Here is a 17415-nt window from a genome sequence, read left to right as displayed (position 1 = left end):
CGAGGGATAACAATCCGGCAACATGGCCGTTCGCCGAGGTCGCAGCCTTGTTACCGAAAATCGCCCGCCGGTCTGCACAAAGTAACGCTAAGTAGTTTCAGCGAAAGAAGTTGGCGGAAACCCGAAGAACAGACTTTTATCCGCCCGTACTAGGATGCGCCCGCCCGGATCGGGGCGACGATCGCACTGGTCAACCGGATCAGGTCGGCCGGGGCGAGCGACACCTGCAACCCACGGCGGCCGGCCGACACATACATCAGATCGAGCCCGGCCACCGTGTCGTCGATCACGGTGGGGAGTCGCTTCCGCTGCCCGAGCGGACTGATCCCGCCCCGGACGTAACCACTGCTGCGCTCCGCGGCCGTCCGGTCGGCCAGCGCGGCCCGCTTGCCGCCCGCGGCCGACGCCAGCGCCTTCAGGTCCAGGTCGCCGGTGACCGGCACGACACCGACCACGAGAGCGCCGTCCACCTCGGCCACCAGCGTCTTGAACAGCCGCTCCGGCGCGACACCCAGGGCCTCGGCCACCAGCGCGCCGTAGTTGGGGGCGTCCGGCGACACCTCGTACGGATGCAGGGTGTGCGCCACCCGCTCGCTGTTCAGCAGCACGGTCGCCGGCGTTCCGGCCGCCTTCTTGGCCATGAGCAGAAAGCTACATCGCCGCGGCCGTCCGCTTGTCCCCGCCTTCCGGCAGTTACATCGCCGCCGTGGTGATCAACGCGACAGGTGCGCCCGCCACCCGGGTGAGCACCAGCCCGGCGGTGTTCGGCCCGGACAGCCGGAGGTCTTTGCGCAGCTGGTCGGGCACCAGCGCCGAGCCCCGCTTGCGGATCTCCAGCACCCCGACCCCACGCTCGCGCAGCAGCGCACGCAGCCGTTTCAGCGAGAACGGCAGCATCTCGGTCACCCCGAGCCGGCGTGCGAACGGCGTGTCCACCGGCTCGTCGGTGTAGACGTAGGCGATCTCCGGGTCGGCCAACCATCCACCGATCGACTCGGCGAACTCGGCCACCAGATGCGAGCGGACCACCGCCGGATCGGGGTCGTAGATCCACGCGCCGACCGGACCGACCTCCCCGGTTTTGTTGCCTGACCCGGTCAAACCGGCGTCCGGGCCGACCAGCGTGGCCCGGCGGGGCGCTCCGGCCAGCGGACCGCACCAGAACGCGGCCTCGACCAGGTCGCCGCCGACGCTCACCCACTCCCCCTCGGCGCCGGGCGGCAACAGCGCGTGGTCGATGCCCGGCGCGAGTTTCAGCACCGTGCGCGGGGTCCGTCCGGGGAGCCCGGCGATGAAGTCCCATGGCGGCGAGTAGGCCTTCGGGTCGAACACCCGGCCACGGCCGGCCTGGCGGCGGGCCGGGTCGGCGAAGACCGCGTCGTACCGCTCGACCGGGACCGTGGTGGCGTCGGCGCAGGTCACCGTGATCCGGTCGGCGAGCCCGGCGGCCTCGGCGTTCGCGGCCGCCATCGCCGCGGTGACCGGGTCGGCGTCCACCGCGTACACGGTGATGCCGTGTCGGGCCGCGGCCAGCGCGTCGGACCCGAGACCGCAACCCAGATCGGCCAGGGTCTCGACCCCGGCCGCGACGAGCCGTGCGGCCCTCCGGTCGGCGACCGCGGCCCGGGTCGCCTGCTCCAGACCGGCCCTGGTGAAGAACATCCCGGCGGCGTCCGGGCCGAACTTCATCGCGGCGCGCTCGCGCAAACTAGCCTGGGTCAAGGCGGCCGCGGAGAGCTCCGCGCCGAAGCCCCGGGCCCGCAGGGCCGAGGCCGCGGCGAGCGGCTCACCGCCGGTCACCTCAGCCGCCGCGGCCAGGGCTTTCAACCCTTCGGGGGTACGCAACAGTTGCAACAACTCGGGGGTCACGAGAGGCATTCTCCCTGGCGTGACAGGTTGGCACTCTGGTTGACGGAGTGCTAGTTCCGGCATAGTCTCCGGTTAGCACTCTCAACATGAGGGTGCCAGCCGCCCGGGTCCTCCGTGGCGGTTAGGCACCAGGCGGACCGGCACCCGCGACGACGGCCCCGCCCGGTGGCATGAGGCATTGACCGGCCTGGTTCAAGGCCGGCGAAACCTGTACCCAGGAGGGTATGCCCGTGACTACCGCGACCAAGGTTGCGATCAAGCCGCTCGAGGACCGCATCGTGGTCCAGGCGAACGAGGCTGAGACCACGACCGCTTCCGGCATCGTGATCCCCGACACCGCCAAGGAGAAGCCCCAGGAGGGCACCGTCCTCGCCGTCGGCCCCGGCCGGATCGACGACAAGGGCAACCGCGTTCCGCTCGACGTGAAGGTCGGCGACGTCGTCCTCTACTCGAAGTACGGCGGCACCGAGGTCAAGTACGCCGGCGAGGAGTACCTGGTGCTCTCCGCCCGCGACGTCCTCGCGGTCATCGAGAAGTAAGACCTAACTGATTGCGCTTGCGCCCTGTTCCGATAGCTCGGGGCAGGGCGCTGGTGCGTGAAGGGACCATTCATGGCGAAGATCCTCAGCTTCTCAGACAACGCCCGGCACCTCCTGGAGCACGGCGTCAACACCCTCGCCGACACGGTCAAGGTCACCCTCGGTCCGCGGGGTCGCAACGTCGTCCTGGACAAGAAGTTCGGCGCGCCCACGATCACCAACGACGGCGTCACCATCGCCAAGGAGATCGAGCTCACCGACCCGTATGAGAACCTCGGCGCCCAGTTGGTCAAGGAGGTGGCGACGAAGACCAACGACGTCGCCGGCGACGGGACCACCACGGCGACCGTGCTCGCGCAGGCGCTGGTCCGCGAGGGCCTGCGCAACGTGACCGCCGGCGCCAACCCGATCGGTCTCAAGCGCGGCATGGACCAGGCCTCGGTGGTCGTGTCCAAGGCGCTGCTGGCCAAGGCCGTCGAGGTCGCCGACCACAAGGCGATCGCCAACGTGGCCACCATCTCGGCCCAGGACGCGAACATCGGCGAGCTGATCGCCGACGCGATGGACCGGGTCGGCCGCGACGGCGTCATCACGGTCGAGGAGGGTTCGGCGCTGCACACCGAGCTCGACGTGACCGAGGGTCTCCAGTTCGACAAGGGCTTCATCTCGCCGAACTTCGTGACCGACGCCGAGGCGCAGGAGGCGGTGCTGGAGGACGCGCACATCCTCCTCACCACGCAGAAGATCTCCAGCATCGAGGAGCTGCTCCCGCTGCTGGAGAAGGTGCTCCAGACCGGCAAGCCGCTGCTGATCGTCGCGGAGGACGTCGAGGGCCAGGCCCTGTCCACCCTGGTGGTCAACTCGCTGCGCAAGACCATCAAGGTCGTCGCGGTGAAGGCGCCCGGTTTCGGTGACCGCCGCAAGGCGATCCTCCAGGACCTCGCGATCGCCACGGGTGGCGAGCTGATCGCCCCCGAGCTCGGCTACAAGCTCGACCAGGTCGGCCTCGAGTCGCTGGGCAGCGCCCGGCGCATCGTCGTCGACAAGGAGAACACCACCATCGTCGACGGTGGCGGCAACTCCTCCGACGTCTCCGACCGGGTCTCGCAGATCCGCAAGGAGATCGAGGCGTCCGACTCCGACTGGGACCGCGAGAAGTTGCAGGAGCGGCTGGCCAAGCTCTCCGGCGGCATCGCGGTGATCAAGGTCGGCGCCGCGACCGAGGTCGAGATGAAGGAGCGCAAGCACCGCATCGAGGACGCCATCGCGGCGACCAAGGCGGCCGTCGAGGAAGGCACCGTCCCCGGCGGCGGCGCCGCTCTCGCCCAGGTCGCCAAGGAGCTCGAGGGCAACCTCGGCCTCACCGGCGAGGAGGCGCTCGGCGTCGGCATCGTCCGCAAGGCGCTGCTCGAGCCGCTGCGCTGGATCGCTCAGAACGCCGGCCACGACGGTTACGTCGTGGTGGGCAAGGTCAACGAGCTGGGCTGGGGCCACGGCCTCAACGCCGCCACCGACGAGTACGTCGACCTGGCCGCGGCCGGCATCATCGACCCGGTGAAGGTGACCCGCAACGCGGTCGCCAACGCCGTCTCGATCGCCGGGCTCCTGCTGACCACCGAGAGCCTCGTGGTGGAGAAGCCGGCCGAGGCCGCTCCGGCCGCCGGCGATGGCCACGGCCACAGCCACGGCGGTCACGGGCACGGCCACCAGCACGGTCCGGGCTTCTGATCGGTCCAACCGTTCAGGGATAGGACGGCTCAGGGAAAAGGCGCGCCTTCCGGGCGCGCCTTTTTCATGCCCCCGCCCTGCCACGAGTTCCACAGCTCGGCGTACGCCCCGCCCGCGGCCACCAGTTCGTCGTGCGACCCCAGTTCGACGATCCGCCCGTCCGCCATCACCGCGACCCGGTCGGCGTCGTGTGCCGCGAACAGCCGGTGGGCGATCGCCACCACGGTCCGGCCGCTGACCACGGCGGCGAGCGAGCGTTCCAGATCCCGGGCGGCCCGCGGGTCAAGCATGGCGGTCGCCTCGTCGAGGACCAGCGTGTGCGGGTCGGCGATCACCAGCCGGGCCAGCGCCACCTGCTGTGCCTGTGCCGGCGTGAGCGGCAGGCCACCCGAGCCGACCACCGTGTCCAGCCCGTCCGGCAGCTCGTCGACCCACGACAGGGCCTGTACGGCGGTGAGCGCGGCCCGGATCTCCCCCTCCTGCGCGGTGGGCCGGACCATCGCCACGTTGTCACGCAGGGTCCCGATGAAGACGTGGTGTTCCTGGGTGACCAGGGCAACCTCGGCGCGCAGCCGGTCCGGTGGCAGCGCGTCCAGCGGCACGCCGCCGACCGTGATGCGGCCCGAGGTGGGCCGGTGCACCCCGGCCAGGAGCCGCCCGAGGGTGGATTTGCCGGCCCCGGAGACGCCGACGACGGCGAGCCGTTCGCCCGGTTCCAGGACCAGGTCGACGCCGTGCAGCACCTCACGCCCCGGCTCGTAGGCGAACCGCACGCCGCGTACCTCGATCCGGTTGTCGGCCGGTTCCGGGACGTCGGTGACCGCGGGCGCCGGATCGGCCGTGACGCCCAGTAGCCGGGCCAGGGCGGCCGCGCCGACCTCCAGTTCGTCGAGCCAGCCGACCAGCCGGTCCAGCGGGTCGACCAGTTGCTGGACGTAGATCACTGCGGCGGTGAGCGCGCCGAGGGTCACCCGGCCGTTCAGGTAGAGCCAGCCGCCGGCCAGCAGGGTCAGCACCATCGGCACCACGTAGCTGATCTCGATGACCGGCCACCACACGGTCCGCAGGTGCAGCGTGTACCGCTCGGCCCGCCAGGAGCGCCGCAGGTCCAGGTCGGTACGAGCAACCCGCTGCCGCTGACGGCCGAACGCCTCGACGGTTCGGGCGCTGTCCACGGTCTCGGTCAGTCCCTCGGTCACGTCCGAGTAGGCGGCGTTCTGCCGCAGGTAGCCACGTGGCGCGTAGCGCAGGTACCACCGCGTCCCGGCCGCCATGATCGGCACACCGATCAGCAGCGGCGCCGCGAAGATCGGACTGACCAGGAGCAACGCCCCGACCACGAGCCCGAGAGTGATCAGGGCGATGAGTGTCTCCGGCACCGCGAACCGGACACAGTTGGACAGTGCGTCCACGTCCCGGGTGGTGCGGGTCAACAGGTCCCCCGACCCGGCGCGCTCCACCGTGGACAGCGGCAGCGCGAGCACCCGGCCGACGAACTCCTCCCGCAGCCGGGTCAGCACCCGCTCCCCGAGCCGCGCCGACGCCACGTGCGCGAACCTGATCAGCACCGTCTGTACCAGCACGAACCCGCCGATGGCCAGCGCCAGCAGGTCCAGTTCGGACATCGCGACCCGGTCGTGGACGCCCTGCACCAGCTCACCGAGCAGGCGGGGAGCGGCCAGACCGGTCAGTGCGGCGGCCACGTGCAGGCAGATCGTGGCCCGGAACAGACCCGGATACTGGTGGATCAGGTCACGGGCGTAGCGGCGGGCCTGCGCGGCGCTCGCGACCGGCAGCAACCGGGTCACTTCTCCTCGTCTCCCGAATCGGACGCCGCCCCGTTCCCACGCCGGACCAGACCGGCGTATGCGGATTCGGCGCTCAGCAGTTCGGCGTGTGTGCCGGTCGCCATCACCCGGCCGTCCTCGACGAAACACACGTGGTCGGCCCGGCTCAGCAGCAGCGGGCTGTTCGTGCAGATCACCGTGGTCCGGCCGGTCCGGGCGGTGCGCAGCCGCTCGGCGATCCGGTCCTCGGTCCACGCGTCCACCGCGTTCGTCGGCTCCACCAGGACCAGCACCTCCGGGTCGGCGATCAGGGCCCGGGCCAGGCGCAGCCGCTGCTGCTGGCCACCGGAGAAGCACCGGCCGCGATCGGTCACCACGGAGTCCGGGCCGTCCGGCAGTCCGTCGACGATCTCGGTGGCTGCCGCCACTTCAAGGGCCGGATCCAAAGCCCCTCTGCGGTACGGGTCGAGGTCCGCCCGCAACCTGCCGGAGAACAGGCGGGCCTCGTTGTCGACGACCAGGATCCGTCGGCGCACCTCGGACCGGGCCGCGCCGGCCAGCGGGACACCGCCCAGGGTGGCGCCGTCGGCGTACCGGCCCAGTCGATCGGCGATCCGGGACGCGTCGACGGGCGCCGTGGCGGCTATCGCGGTGAGGCGGCCGGGCGTCACCCGTACCCCAGAGATCGGGTCGAAGAGATCGCCTGCCGGGAGTGGCGCCGGAACCGGAGGGTCCGGAAGGTCGCTGCGCTCGCGCAGCATGGTGACCACCCGGCGGCTGGAGACGTGCCCGCGGGTCAGCTTGTCGATCGCCTCGGTGAGCTGCCGCAGCGGCGCGACCAGAAACGCGGCGTACGCGTAGAACGCCACCAGCTGCCCCACGGTGATCCGCCCGTCCGCCGCAAAGCGCGCGCCCAGCCAGGTGACCAGCACCAGGAACAGCCCGGGCAGCAGCACCTGGGCCGCCTCCAGCAGCGCCTCGATCCGCGCGGTGTGCACCCCGGCCGCGCCGAGTGCCCGTGACTCGGCCCGGTAGCGGGCCGCCATGGTCGCCTCGCCGCCCACCCCGCGCAGCACCCGCAGCCCGCCGACCAGGTCCGCGGCCCGCCCGGTGAGGTGGCCCTGCCGTTCCCGGTAGACGCGCTGCCGCCGGTGCAGCGGCGGGATCAGCACCCCGACCACGGACATCAGCAGCGGTACGCCCAGCAGCACCACCAGCCCCAGCGGCACCGAGGTGTGCAGCAGCACCACGGTGACCGTGATCACGGCGAGCAGCGAACCGATGCCCCGCGAGGTGATGTCGATGGCGCTGCCGATGTGGGTGATGTCGGTGGTGCCGATCGCCACCACCTCACCGGCGTCGAGCCGGCGTGGCAGCGTGGCGCCCAGCCGGTTCGCCTGCCGGACCACCACCTGCACGGTCCGGAACGCCGCCGACAGCCAGTTGGTGACCGCGAACCGGTGCCGGGCGATGCCGGTGAACGCCTGCACCAGCCCGACGCCGAGCAACAGCGCCGCCCAGGCCGCCAGGGTGGCCGCGTCCCGGTTGACGGCGGCGTCCACGGCCCGTCCGACGAACGCGGGCACCAGCGCCTGGCACCCCATCCAGGTGATCGCCAGCAGCGCGGCGGCGGTGACCGTCAGGCGGGAACGCCTGATCAGCCAGAGGAGATATCGGGTGGCGGATCGAAAGTCGGGAATACCGGGATCGTGCACAGGCAGTCTTCGCATCAGGCCCCGACGGTAAGGCCGGGGTGCGACGACTGCGACTGGTCAGCGGTCTACGGGGTGGAAATCCCAGACGTGCGGAGCGCGTGCCACCAGGTTTTCCGGCGGGGTACGCAGGTTCTCCGGCGAGTTGCGCCATTTGGTGATGACGACGATGCGTTGATCGGTGGACGAATAGACGTCACTCGACACATGTTGTGGCAGTACCTCCAGGGCAGGCACCGCCGTGTCGCAGACCCAGGCCAGCAGCTCGTTGAAGCCACTGCGCGAGGCCCGCACCTCCCACATCCGCGCGATCATGAACGCTTCCTACCCCGGGACACTGACCTCGGTCAAACCCATGGACGAATCCGCCGGGAGATCGAGACGGCTCGGCGCGACCCCGGCGGCCACCAGGTGCGACCCGAGCGCGGCGACCATGGCGCCGTTGTCGGTGCACAGACCCGGCCGGGGCACACGCACCGCGATCCCGTGTTTCGCGGCCCGCTCCTCGGCCAGCACCCGCAGTCGCGAGTTGGCCGCCACGCCACCGCCGATGACCAGGGTCTGCACCCCGTTGGACAGGCACGCGTCGATCGCTTTCGCGGTCAGCACGTCACAGACCGCCTCCTGGAAGCTCGCCGACACATCGGCGATCGGCACCGGCTCACCGGCCCGCTCCCGCGCCTCCACCCAGCGCGCCACCGCCGTCTTCAGCCCCGAGAAGGAGAAGTCGAAACGGTGCCCGGCCAGGTCTTTCGCCGCGGTCAGCCCACGCGGGAAGTGGATCGAGGCGGGGTCGCCGTCGCGGGCCGACCGGTCGATAATCGGCCCGCCCGGGAAACCCAGCCCGAGCAGCCGGGCCACCTTGTCGAACGCCTCCCCGGCCGCGTCGTCGATGGTCGCGCCGAGCGGGGTCACACCCGCGGTCAGGTCGTCGACCAGCAGCAGCGACGAATGACCGCCGGAGACCAGCATCGCGATCGCCGGCTCGGGCAGCGGCCCGTGCTCCAGTGTGTCCACTGCCACGTGCGCGGCCAGGTGGTTGACGCCGTAGATCGGTTTCTCCGCGGCCAGCGCATACCCTTTCGCCGCGGCCACCCCGACCAGCAGTGCACCGGCCAGGCCGGGACCACTCGTCACGGCGATCGCGTCGACGTCGGCCAGGGTCACCCCGGCCTCGTCCAGCGCCCGCTGCATGGTCGGGACCAGCGCCTCCAGGTGCGCGCGGCTGGCCACCTCGGGCACCACCCCGCCGAACCGGGCATGCTGGTCCACACTCGACGCCAGCGCGTCGGCGAGCAGGGTGTGCCCGCGCACGATGCCGACACCCGTCTCGTCGCAGGAGGTCTCGATCCCGAGGACCAGGGGTTCGTCACGCATCGCGCATCATCACCAGGGCGTCCGTGTTGCTGGGTTGGTAGTAGCCGCGCCGGATACCGACCGGCTCGAAGTCGTAACTCGCGTACAGCCGCTGCGCCGGCGCGTTGTCGACGGCCACCTCGAGCAGCGTCTTGCGGGCGCCACGGCGGGCCGCCTCGGCGAGCAGCGCCTCCAGCAGCCGCCGGCCGAGGCCGTGCCGCTGGGCGTCCCGGCGGACCGCGATGTTCTGCACCCAGGACTCGTGCTCGTCCACGACGGACAGCCCGGCGTAACCGACGACCTCTTCGCCGTCGAGTGCCGCCAGGTAGAACTGGCCGGTCGCCAGCTCGTTCCAGAACATCGCGGCGGACCACTTCTCCGGCCCGAAGAGGTCCTCCTCGATCGGCAGCACCTCTTCGATGTGCCACCAGCGGAACCGCTCGATCTCCGTCACGTCAGCACCGGCTTGCGGGCGGACGGCTCGACCGCGTCCGGCCGCCGCAGATACAGCGGAGTGAGGATCTCGCTCGGCGCGGCCCCACGGATGCGATCGGCAGCGAGCGCGACCAGCGCGGCACCCGGCGGATAGAGCAGATGCTCCTCGACGGGTACGCCGAACAGGTCCCCATATTTCAAGGCGCCCTCGCCCGCCGACCGATCAACGAGCCCGGCCACCGTGGCTCCGGCGTGGTCTCCGCCCCGGACCGGCTCGCCTGTCTCCTTACCCGCCGTTTCGCCCGCGCCGACCAGCAGGCCCGCCGGGAGCGCCCCGCCCACCGCGCCCTGCAGCAGGCCCGCCACGTCGGCGGGTTTCGCCACCTCGGGGCCGGTCACCCGCTCCCCGTCGGCATACGTCGCGAAATACACCTCACGACGCCGCGCATCGGTCGCGATCAGCACCCGCCCCGGCCCCGCGGCCCGGCCCAGCCCGTCCAGCGAGCACACCCCGTAGGTGGGGATGCCCAGCGCCTGCCCCATGCTCGCCGCCGTGGCCAGCCCGACCCGGAGACCGGTGAACGGCCCCGGCCCGAGCCCGGCCACGATCGCGGTGAGGTCACGTGGCCGCAGCCCTGCGTCGGCCAGCACGGCGGCGATCTCCGGGGCCAGGCGCTCCCCGTGCGCGCGCGGATCGACGGTGCGGCGCTCGGCGATCCCGGACAGCCCGTCCGGGGTCACCTCGACGAGCGTCGCCGTCGACGCGGGAGTTGCGGTGTCCAAGGCCAGTACCAGCACAGCGAAACCCTAGACGGTGGCCTTCGGGTCCCAGTCGATGACCGGCCGACCGCCGTCGGCCAGGGCCTTGTTGGCCGCGCTGAACGGACGGCTGCCGAGGAACCCGACCCGGTTCAGCGGGCTCGGGTGACCGGCCTCCAGAACCGCGTGCACCGGGTTGGTGACCAGCGCCGCCTTCTTTTTCGCATAGCTGCCCCAGAGCAGGAACACGATCCGCTCGTCACGCTCGTTGAGGGCCTTGATCGTGGCGTCGGTGAACGCCTCCCAGCCCTTGTTGCCGTGCGACCCGGCCTTGCCCGCCCGGACCGTCAGCACCGCGTTGAGCAGCAGCACACCCTGTTTCGCCCAGCCGGTCAGGTCGCCACCCGGCGGCTTCGGCACATTCAGGTCCTCGTTGAGCTCCTTGAAGATGTTGCTCAGCGACGGCGGACGGCGGACCCCCTCGCGCACGCTGAAGCTGAGACCGTGCGCCTGGCCGGGACCGTGATACGGGTCCTGCCCCAGGATCAGCACCCGGGTCTGCGCCGGCGAGCACAACCGGTACGCCGCGAACAGGTCCTCCACCGGTGGGTAGATCGTCTCCGTGGCGTACTCCCCGGCCACCCACTCCCCCAGGGCGGTGGTCGCGGCGGCGTCGAGGTGGGGGGACAGCTCGGCGCGCCACTCGGCCGGCAGCTGCTCGGTCAGGTTCACATGGTCTCCAGTCGGTGTGCCCAGTCGCCGCCGTGCGGCAACAGTTCGACAGTGCGGGTGTCGTCGTCCAGCCGGTCCAGCCGGACCTGTAGGTATTCGTCATTGAGCTGCTCGACCAGGCCGACACCCCACTCGACGACGGTGATCGCGTCGTCGGCCGAGGCGTCCAGATCCAGGTCGTCGATCTCGGCGCGCGGGTCCGGGCGGTCGCCCAGCCGATATGCGTCCGCGTGCACCAGCGGCACCGGGCCCCGGTGCACCCGGGCGATCACGAAGGTCGGTGAGGTGATCGGGCCCTGCACGCCGAGCCCGGCGCCGATGCCCTGGGTCAGGGCCGTCTTGCCGGCCCCCAGCGGACCGGTGAGCAGCACCAGGTCGCCGGGCCGGAGCACGGCTGCCAGCCGCCGCCCGAACTCGCGAGTGTCCTCGACAGTCGCCAGTTTCACGTCAGTTTCTCCAGGAAGGGGATGAGCGCCGCGTTGACCTGATCGGCTTTCTCCAGCATCACCACATGACCGCTGTTCTCGATCATCAGCAGCTCGGCCTCCGGCAGGTTTTCGATGATCTGCTCGGAGTGCGTGACCGGGGTCAGGTAGTCACGGTCGCCGACGACGACCAGCACCGGGACGCCCCGCAGAGCGGACAGCGCCGGTGAGCGGTGGTGTGTGTAGAGGGTCTGGAGATATTTGGTCAGCGTCTCCGCGGAGGTCTTCGAATTCATGCTCTCCACGAAGGTCACCAGCGACGGGCTGGGCTTGGCCTCGCCGAACCCATACCGCCGGGTCAGCAGCCAGGCCAGGTCGGAGGAGGCCACCCGGGCCCGGTCGATGGTGCCGCCGCCGAGCTGCGCCGCCTTGTCCCACAGCGGGAAGAACGGGGCGCTCACCCGGGCCACCACGTTCGTGATGCCGAGTTTTGCCTTCTCGAAGAGGTCGGCCGAGGTGGAGATCAGCACCACACCGGTCACCCGGTTACCGAACCAGGCCGGGAACTGCTCGGCGAACGCCATGATCGTCATGCCGCCCATCGAGTGCCCGACCAGGATGATCCGGCCCTCCGGCACGGTCTCGGTCAGCACCGCGGCCAGTGACCGGCCCAGGGCGGCCAGGTCATATGTCCCGGATTTGAGCTTGCTGGACCGGCCGTGGCCCGGCTGGTCGTAGAAGACCATCCGGTGTGAGCCCCGCTCGGCCAGCACCTTGCGCTGGAAGTAGAAGGTGCCCATGTCCAGGGCGAACCCGTGCACGAAGACGATCGTCGGCTCACCCGGCGCGCTCGGCGGCTCGATGATCTCCACGTGCAGGTCGGTGCCGTCGGCGGCGGTGACGGTCAGCTCCCGATCGAACGGCTGGTCGCCGAACGGCTCCTCGACGAACGGGTCACCGGGTGCGTTGACCGAGCGACGGACCAGCGCCCGCTCCACCGCGAAGGCGGTGGCCAGACCGGCCGCGGCGACGCCCACCACAGCCCCGAAAATGCCCGCGTTCTTGGCGACCCGCGACCGCCTCGTCGACCCGCTTCTCACCGGGCCGCCTCCCCGACGTAGTGGCGTGGCACCCGGCCGCTGCCGAACCTGGTGACGATCTCGTAGTTGATCGTGCCGGTGGCGGCCGCCCAGTCGTCTGCGGTCGGCTCGCCGTCGTCACCCGGCCCGAACAGGGTCGCCACGTCACCCGGCAGGACCGGCTCGTCACCGACGTCGACGACGAACTGGTCCATGCAGACCCGCCCGGCGATCCGGGCCGTCGTGCCACCGACCCGCACCGGGCCGGCGCTCGACGCGTGCCTGGGCACACCGTCGCCGTAGCCGAGCGGAACCAGGGCCAGCGTCGTCTCCCGCGGAGTCGTGTAGGTCAACCCGTAGGACACACCCTGACCGGCCGGAACCCGCTTGGCCAGGGCCACCCGGGCACGGGCCGTCATGGCCGGGCGCAACCCGTAGGTCTCGCCCGCGATCGGCGACAGGCCGTAGGCCGCGATGCCGGCCCGGACCAGGTCGAAGTGCGTGTCAGGCCGGGTCAGGGTGGCCGCCGAGTTGGCGATGTGGCGATAGCGCGGGGCGATGCCGTAGGTCGCGGCCAGGGCCAGGCCCTCGTGGAACGCGGCCAGCTGCCTGTCGATCGACTCGTGACCGGGCTCGTCGGCGCAGGCGAAGTGGCTCCACACCCCGACCGCCTCGATGTCGCCGTCGGCCTGCGCCTTGGCCGCCGCCTCCAGCAGGGCCGGCCAGTCGGCCGAGCCGGCGCCGCCGCGGGCCAGGCCGGTGTCGAGTTTCAGATGCACGCGGGCCGGGCGCCCGGCCCGGCGGGCGGCCGACACCAGCTCGTCGACCAGGCCGGTGGTCGCGGCGCCCAGATCGACACCGGCCTCGACGCCCTCGTGCAGCGGCAGGCCGGGGCTGAGCAGCCAGGCCAGCACCGGCGCCTCGACACCGGCCCGGCGCAGCGTGAGCGCCTCGTCGAGGGTGGCGACGCCGAGCCAGGTGGCGCCGCCGGCCAGCGCGGCGCGACCGGCCGGCACCAGGCCGTGGCCGTAGCCGTCGGCCTTGACCGCCACCAGCACCTCGGCGGAGGTGCGGGCGCGCAGCATCGCGACGTTGTCCCGGATGGCGTCCAGATCGACGCGGACTTCGGCCTGCCACATGCCTCCACCCTACTGAGGCGTATGACAATTTCCGCCGGACAGTCCTCAGGCGGGGTGAGCCAGCAGATCGGCCAGCACCGAACGCAGTGCGGCGGCCACGTCCGGTGCCGTGACCGGCCCGTCCTCGGCGGCCCGGCGGCTGGCCAGCCCGTGCACGTAGGCGGCGGCGACCGCAGCCCGGACCGCCGGCAACCCGGCCGCCAGCAGCGACCCGAGCAGCCCGGCCAGCACGTCCCCGCTGCCGGCCGTGGCCAGAGCCGGGCTGCCGGTGGGATTGGCCCAGATCTGCCCGGACGGGGTGGCCACGATGGTCCGGTCACCCTTCAGGAGGACCACGGCGTTGGTCCACACGGCCAGCCGCGCGGCCGCTCCGGCCCGGTCCGCGCCCGGCGCCTCCCCGGCCAGCCGCTTGAACTCGCCGTCGTGCGGGGTGAGCACCAGCGGGGCGTCCCGGCGCAGGTCGTCGGCGTGCTCGCCACCGACCAGCAGGTTGATCGCGTCCGCGTCCAGCAGCACCGGCAACGAGGTGGCGAGCACGCTGCGCAGCTCGGTCCGGGCCTCGTCGCCGGCGCCGAGCCCGGAGCCGCAGACCCAGGCCTGCACCCGGCCGGCGTCGGCCACCCGGTCCGCGACCACCACCGACGGGTGCGCGCGGACCACCTCGCGGTGGGCGCTGCCCGCGTACCGCACCATGCCGGACGGGCCGGCCAGCGCGCCCGCGGTGGAGAGCAGAGCCGCGCCGGGATAGAACGCCGAGCCGGTGGCCAGGCCGACCACGCCACGGGTGTACTTGTCCGAGGTGGCGCCGGGCCGGGGCCACCAGCCGGCGATGTCGGTGACGTCCGGCACCCGGACCGCCGGGTCACCGGTCAGGGCCGGGCCGAGGCCGATGTCCACCAGATCGACCTGGCCGCAGCGGACCGCGGCCGGGCCGAGCACGTGGGCCGGCTTGAGGCAGCCGAAGGTCACCGTGACGTCGGCGGTCACCGCCTCACCCGGCACGTCGCCGGTGTCCACGGTCACACCGCTCGGGACGTCGACGGCCACCACCACGGCCCGATCGCCGGTCCGGCCGTGCAGGCCGCCGATCTCCCGCACGATCGCCGCCGCCTCGGAGCGCAGCCCGCCGCTCGCCCCGATCCCGACGATGCCATCCAGCACCAGGTCGGCGCGGGTCGGCAGGTCACGGGTGGTGAAGCCGCCGGCCTGGCGCAGCGCGGCCAGACCGGCCAGATGCACCCGCCCCGGCGTCAGCAGCAGGGCGCGTACCTGGGCGCCCCGTTTCGCCAGCGCGGCGCCGGCGTAGAGCGTGTCGCCGCCGTTGTCACCGCTGCCGACCAGCAGCAGGACGCGTGCGCCGTACACCCCGCCGGTCTCCTCCAGCAGCAGGGCGCAGCGCCGGGCCAGACCGGCGGCCGCCCGCTGCATGAGGGTGCCCTCGGGCAGGGTCGCCATCAGGTTCTTCTCGGCCGCCCGCACATCGCTGACCCGCCACGCCTGGCGCAAGGTTCCTCCTAGTTGTCGGCGATCACTCGCTTCCCGCCTCGGCGACCACCATCGCCGAGGCGATCCCGCCGTCGTGCGACAGGGACAGGTGCCATCGACCGATGCCACGCTCGGTCGCCGCGGCGGCGACCGTACCGGAGACGGTCAACCACGGCCGGCCGTCCGGATCGGTGACGATCTCGCAGTCGTGCCATCGCATGCCGACGGGTGCGCCGAGCGCCTTGGCGACCGCCTCCTTGGCCGCGAACCGGGCCGCCAGCGACTCGGCCGACCGCGGGTTCCCGGACCTGGTCAGCCGCTCGGCCTCGGTGAAGAGCCGGTCCGCGAGCAGCGGAGTCCGGTCCAGCGCGCGGGCGAAGCGTTCCACCAGGACGACGTCGATGCCGACAGACACGATCACAACGTCACCCTATCGGCGCATCCGGTCACTTTCCCGGGGCCGCCCGCCTATCAGGACGCCGTCTGCGGGCGCAAGGCCTGTGGACGGTCGTCCACAGGCTGTCCCGGGCGGCCTCCGCGAGCCTCTAACGTCGTCGCATCCCCTCGCCCTCCAGGAGGTTTGCCCGATGAATCCTGATTTTGAGGTCGACACGGTGGGCCTGCACCGGGACGCGACGGCCATCGCCGCCTTCGCCGACCGGGTCACCGGCGCCGCTGCCGCCGCCCCGGTCGCCGACGCGGCGCCGCGCTGGGCGACCACCACCGCCACCGCGTTCGCCGCCGATTCCGCCCGCCGCCTGGTGATCACGCTGGGCCACAACACCGCCGAGACGGCCGCCCGGATCCGAGAGGCCGCCGCGGCCTACGAGGAGACCGACACCCGGGTCGCGACCAGGCTGGCCCGATGAACGCCGCCGACGCGTCCGCGGTCACCTACGCGAGGCTCCGGGCCACCGACCCGGACCGCTGGCTGGCCACCGCGCTGACCTGGCGCCGGTGGGCGGCCCTGGCCGGCGCGCTGTGCACCGAGTTCGGCGACCTGCTCAACCGGTTGCGCGGCTCATGGTCGGGTGCGGCGGCCGAGGCCGCCCTGGCCACGCTCGGCGCGTTGCGCCGCCGCGCGGCGTATTTCCGGGTGGTCTGCTGGCGGGCCGACCAGGCGCTCAGCGAATTCGGCGCGGCCCTGCGCCGGGCCCGCGCGCTTCTCGACCGGGCAGGCGCGACGGCGCGAGGTCACGGCTTGAAAATCGACGATTACGGTACGGTCCACGGCCACCCCGGCACGGATGAGGCGGTCCGGGCCGTCACCGGTGCTCTGTCCAGCGCCCTGGCCGTCGCCGCCGAGGCGGACCGCACCGCCGCCACCCGGCTCACCGCCCTGGCCGAGCTCGCCTCTCCCCCGGCGCCGGCGACGTTCCCGCCGTGCACCGCCCCGCCCGACGAGGTCCGGCGCTGGTGGGAGCAGTTCTCCCCGGCCGAGCGCACGTGGCTGCTGGTCGCCTCCCCGGCCGCGTTCGCCGGGGCCGACGGCATCCCGATCGCCGACCGTGACATCGCGAACCGGCTGCTGCTCGACGACGCCCGGCTCGAACTGGACCGGATGCGGACCGCCGGCGCCGGCCCGGGCCGGGTCCGTGATCTGCGCGACGGGCTGGACCGGCTGACCGCGCGCCTGGCGGAGGAGGGCGCGCCCCGGGCGTACCTGATCGATCTGGGTCTTGATGGTGAGGGTCGTGCGGTGGTCGCCCTCGGCGACCCGGACCGGTCCGCGCACGTCCTCACGCACGTGCCCGGCATGACCTCGGATCTGAAGTCGCTCGGTGGCGAGCTGACCCGGGCCGAGCGGGTCGCGGTGCGTGCCGGTGAGCTGGGCCCGGCCGAGCCGGCGAGCGCGGTGCTGTGGCTCGGCTACGACGCCCCGGATTTCGTGCACGAGGCCGCCTCGGACCGTCAGGCGCGCGATGGCGCTGCGGAGCTGATCCGCTTCCAGGAGGCGCTGCGGGCCACCCACGAGGGCGGCCCGGCGCATCAGACGGTGCTCGGGCACAGCTACGGCTCGCTGGTGGTGGGTGAGGCGGCCGCCGCCGGTGGGCTGCGCGCCGACCGCGTGGTCTTCGTCGGCTCACCCGGTGTCGGCGTGGACTCGGTATCGGAGCTGCGGTTCCCCGCCGACCGGGTGTGGTCGACGACGTCGCCGACCGACCCGATCCAGTTCGCGGTCGCCCCGCGGGACGTCCTGCCGGACGGCCGGAAACATCTGTGGTTCGGGCGGAACCCGAGCGAGCCGGGCTTCGGCGCCCACGTCTTCGCCAGCCAGTTCGACGCGGGCCACCTGGGCTACTGGGACCGGGGCGGGCCGGCCCTCGACGCCCTCGCCCGGATCACCCTGGGCGGGGCGCCGTGAGCCGG

Annotated in this window: 18 protein-coding genes; 4 read left to right on the top strand and 14 right to left on the bottom strand. The window is 72.3% G+C overall.

The genetic code is table 11. The annotated features are described in order from the left end of the window. Window positions 1–149: 149 nt before the first annotated feature. On the bottom strand, window positions 150–641 hold the full coding sequence (gene ybaK / locus AB0E94_RS20465; RefSeq protein ID WP_360328345.1) for a Cys-tRNA(Pro) deacylase: 492 nt from the start codon (window positions 639–641) through the stop codon (window positions 150–152). Window positions 642–693: 52 nt separating this feature from the next. Next, the gene (locus tag AB0E94_RS20460; RefSeq protein ID WP_360328343.1) at window positions 694–1878 is read right to left on the bottom strand and encodes a class I SAM-dependent methyltransferase; all 1185 of its coding nucleotides are present in this window, start codon (window positions 1876–1878) and stop codon (window positions 694–696) included. 215 nt (window positions 1879–2093) lie between these two features. Here AB0E94_RS20460 and groES point away from each other — a divergent pair, with 215 nt between their 5' ends. Both groES and groL read left to right on the top strand, forming a co-directional pair. Next, window positions 2094–2408 (top strand): co-chaperone GroES, encoded by a 315-nt coding sequence (gene groES / locus AB0E94_RS20455; RefSeq protein WP_014440794.1) that lies wholly within the window; start codon window positions 2094–2096, stop codon window positions 2406–2408. Between the two features lie 72 nt (window positions 2409–2480). Beyond that, window positions 2481–4136: a chaperonin GroEL gene (gene groL, locus AB0E94_RS20450; RefSeq protein ID WP_360328341.1), complete on the top strand. Its 1656-nt coding sequence runs from the start codon at window positions 2481–2483 to the stop codon at window positions 4134–4136. Between the two features lie 29 nt (window positions 4137–4165). On the opposite strand, the gene AB0E94_RS20445 is transcribed toward groL, so the two are convergent. Genes AB0E94_RS20445 through AB0E94_RS20390 form a run of 12 tightly spaced genes read right to left on the bottom strand, consistent with a single transcriptional unit; the run spans window position 4166 to window position 15466 of the window. Continuing rightward, the gene (locus AB0E94_RS20445; RefSeq protein WP_360328340.1) at window positions 4166–5944 is read right to left on the bottom strand and encodes an ABC transporter ATP-binding protein; all 1779 of its coding nucleotides are present in this window, start codon (window positions 5942–5944) and stop codon (window positions 4166–4168) included. Continuing rightward, the gene (locus AB0E94_RS20440) at window positions 5941–7653 is read right to left on the bottom strand and encodes an ABC transporter ATP-binding protein (RefSeq protein WP_360328338.1); all 1713 of its coding nucleotides are present in this window, start codon (window positions 7651–7653) and stop codon (window positions 5941–5943) included. The genes AB0E94_RS20445 and AB0E94_RS20440 overlap by 4 nt, the downstream gene beginning before the upstream one ends. A gap of 42 nt (window positions 7654–7695) precedes the next feature. Then, a complete protein-coding gene (locus AB0E94_RS20435) occupies window positions 7696–7950 on the bottom strand; it encodes a hypothetical protein (RefSeq protein ID WP_317788646.1) in 255 nt (84 codons plus the stop codon). 9 nt (window positions 7951–7959) lie between these two features. Then, window positions 7960–9012, bottom strand: a complete 1053-nt coding sequence (gene tsaD, locus AB0E94_RS20430; RefSeq protein WP_360328336.1) for a tRNA (adenosine(37)-N6)-threonylcarbamoyltransferase complex transferase subunit TsaD — start codon at window positions 9010–9012, stop codon at window positions 7960–7962. Further along, on the bottom strand, window positions 9005–9445 hold the full coding sequence (gene rimI, locus AB0E94_RS20425) for a ribosomal protein S18-alanine N-acetyltransferase (protein WP_360328334.1): 441 nt from the start codon (window positions 9443–9445) through the stop codon (window positions 9005–9007). Before rimI ends, tsaD begins: the two co-directional genes overlap by 8 nt. Continuing rightward, window positions 9442–10224, bottom strand: coding sequence for a tRNA (adenosine(37)-N6)-threonylcarbamoyltransferase complex dimerization subunit type 1 TsaB (gene tsaB / locus AB0E94_RS20420; protein WP_360328332.1), 783 nt, complete (start codon window positions 10222–10224; stop codon window positions 9442–9444). The genes rimI and tsaB overlap by 4 nt, the downstream gene beginning before the upstream one ends. Window positions 10225–10233: 9 nt before the next feature. After that, on the bottom strand, window positions 10234–10917 hold the full coding sequence (gene ung / locus AB0E94_RS20415) for a uracil-DNA glycosylase (protein ID WP_360328330.1): 684 nt from the start codon (window positions 10915–10917) through the stop codon (window positions 10234–10236). Beyond that, complete coding sequence (tsaE, locus tag AB0E94_RS20410; protein WP_360328328.1) at window positions 10914–11363, bottom strand: tRNA (adenosine(37)-N6)-threonylcarbamoyltransferase complex ATPase subunit type 1 TsaE; 450 nt, start codon at window positions 11361–11363, stop codon at window positions 10914–10916. Before tsaE ends, ung begins: the two co-directional genes overlap by 4 nt. Continuing rightward, window positions 11360–12442 carry an alpha/beta hydrolase gene (locus tag AB0E94_RS20405; RefSeq protein WP_360328327.1) on the bottom strand — a complete coding sequence of 361 codons (1083 nt, stop codon included), beginning with the start codon at window positions 12440–12442 and terminating at the stop codon, window positions 11360–11362. Before AB0E94_RS20405 ends, tsaE begins: the two co-directional genes overlap by 4 nt. Next, window positions 12439–13560, bottom strand: a complete 1122-nt coding sequence (gene alr, locus AB0E94_RS20400) for an alanine racemase (RefSeq protein WP_360328325.1) — start codon at window positions 13558–13560, stop codon at window positions 12439–12441. The genes AB0E94_RS20405 and alr overlap by 4 nt, the downstream gene beginning before the upstream one ends. A gap of 45 nt (window positions 13561–13605) precedes the next feature. Continuing rightward, a complete protein-coding gene (locus tag AB0E94_RS20395) occupies window positions 13606–15066 on the bottom strand; it encodes an NAD(P)H-hydrate dehydratase (protein ID WP_360328323.1) in 1461 nt (486 codons plus the stop codon). Window positions 15067–15088: 22 nt separating this feature from the next. Beyond that, the gene (locus AB0E94_RS20390) at window positions 15089–15466 is read right to left on the bottom strand and encodes a holo-ACP synthase (protein ID WP_109598675.1); all 378 of its coding nucleotides are present in this window, start codon (window positions 15464–15466) and stop codon (window positions 15089–15091) included. A gap of 166 nt (window positions 15467–15632) precedes the next feature. On the opposite strand from AB0E94_RS20390, the gene AB0E94_RS20385 reads away from it, so the two are divergent. Together AB0E94_RS20385 and AB0E94_RS20380 are read left to right on the top strand one after the other, a co-directional pair. Next, complete coding sequence (locus tag AB0E94_RS20385; protein WP_360328321.1) at window positions 15633–15914, top strand: hypothetical protein; 282 nt, start codon at window positions 15633–15635, stop codon at window positions 15912–15914. Further along, window positions 15911–17410 carry an alpha/beta hydrolase gene (locus tag AB0E94_RS20380; RefSeq protein ID WP_360328320.1) on the top strand — a complete coding sequence of 500 codons (1500 nt, stop codon included), beginning with the start codon at window positions 15911–15913 and terminating at the stop codon, window positions 17408–17410. The genes AB0E94_RS20385 and AB0E94_RS20380 overlap by 4 nt, the downstream gene beginning before the upstream one ends. Window positions 17411–17415: the final 5 nt, after the last annotated feature.

The sequence above is a fragment of the Actinoplanes sp. NPDC026670 genome (assembly GCF_040638175.1).
Classification (GTDB): domain Bacteria; phylum Actinomycetota; class Actinomycetes; order Mycobacteriales; family Micromonosporaceae; genus Actinoplanes.
Note: the sequence above shows the minus strand (reverse complement) of the source record. Positions and strands in the feature narration are given on the sequence as shown.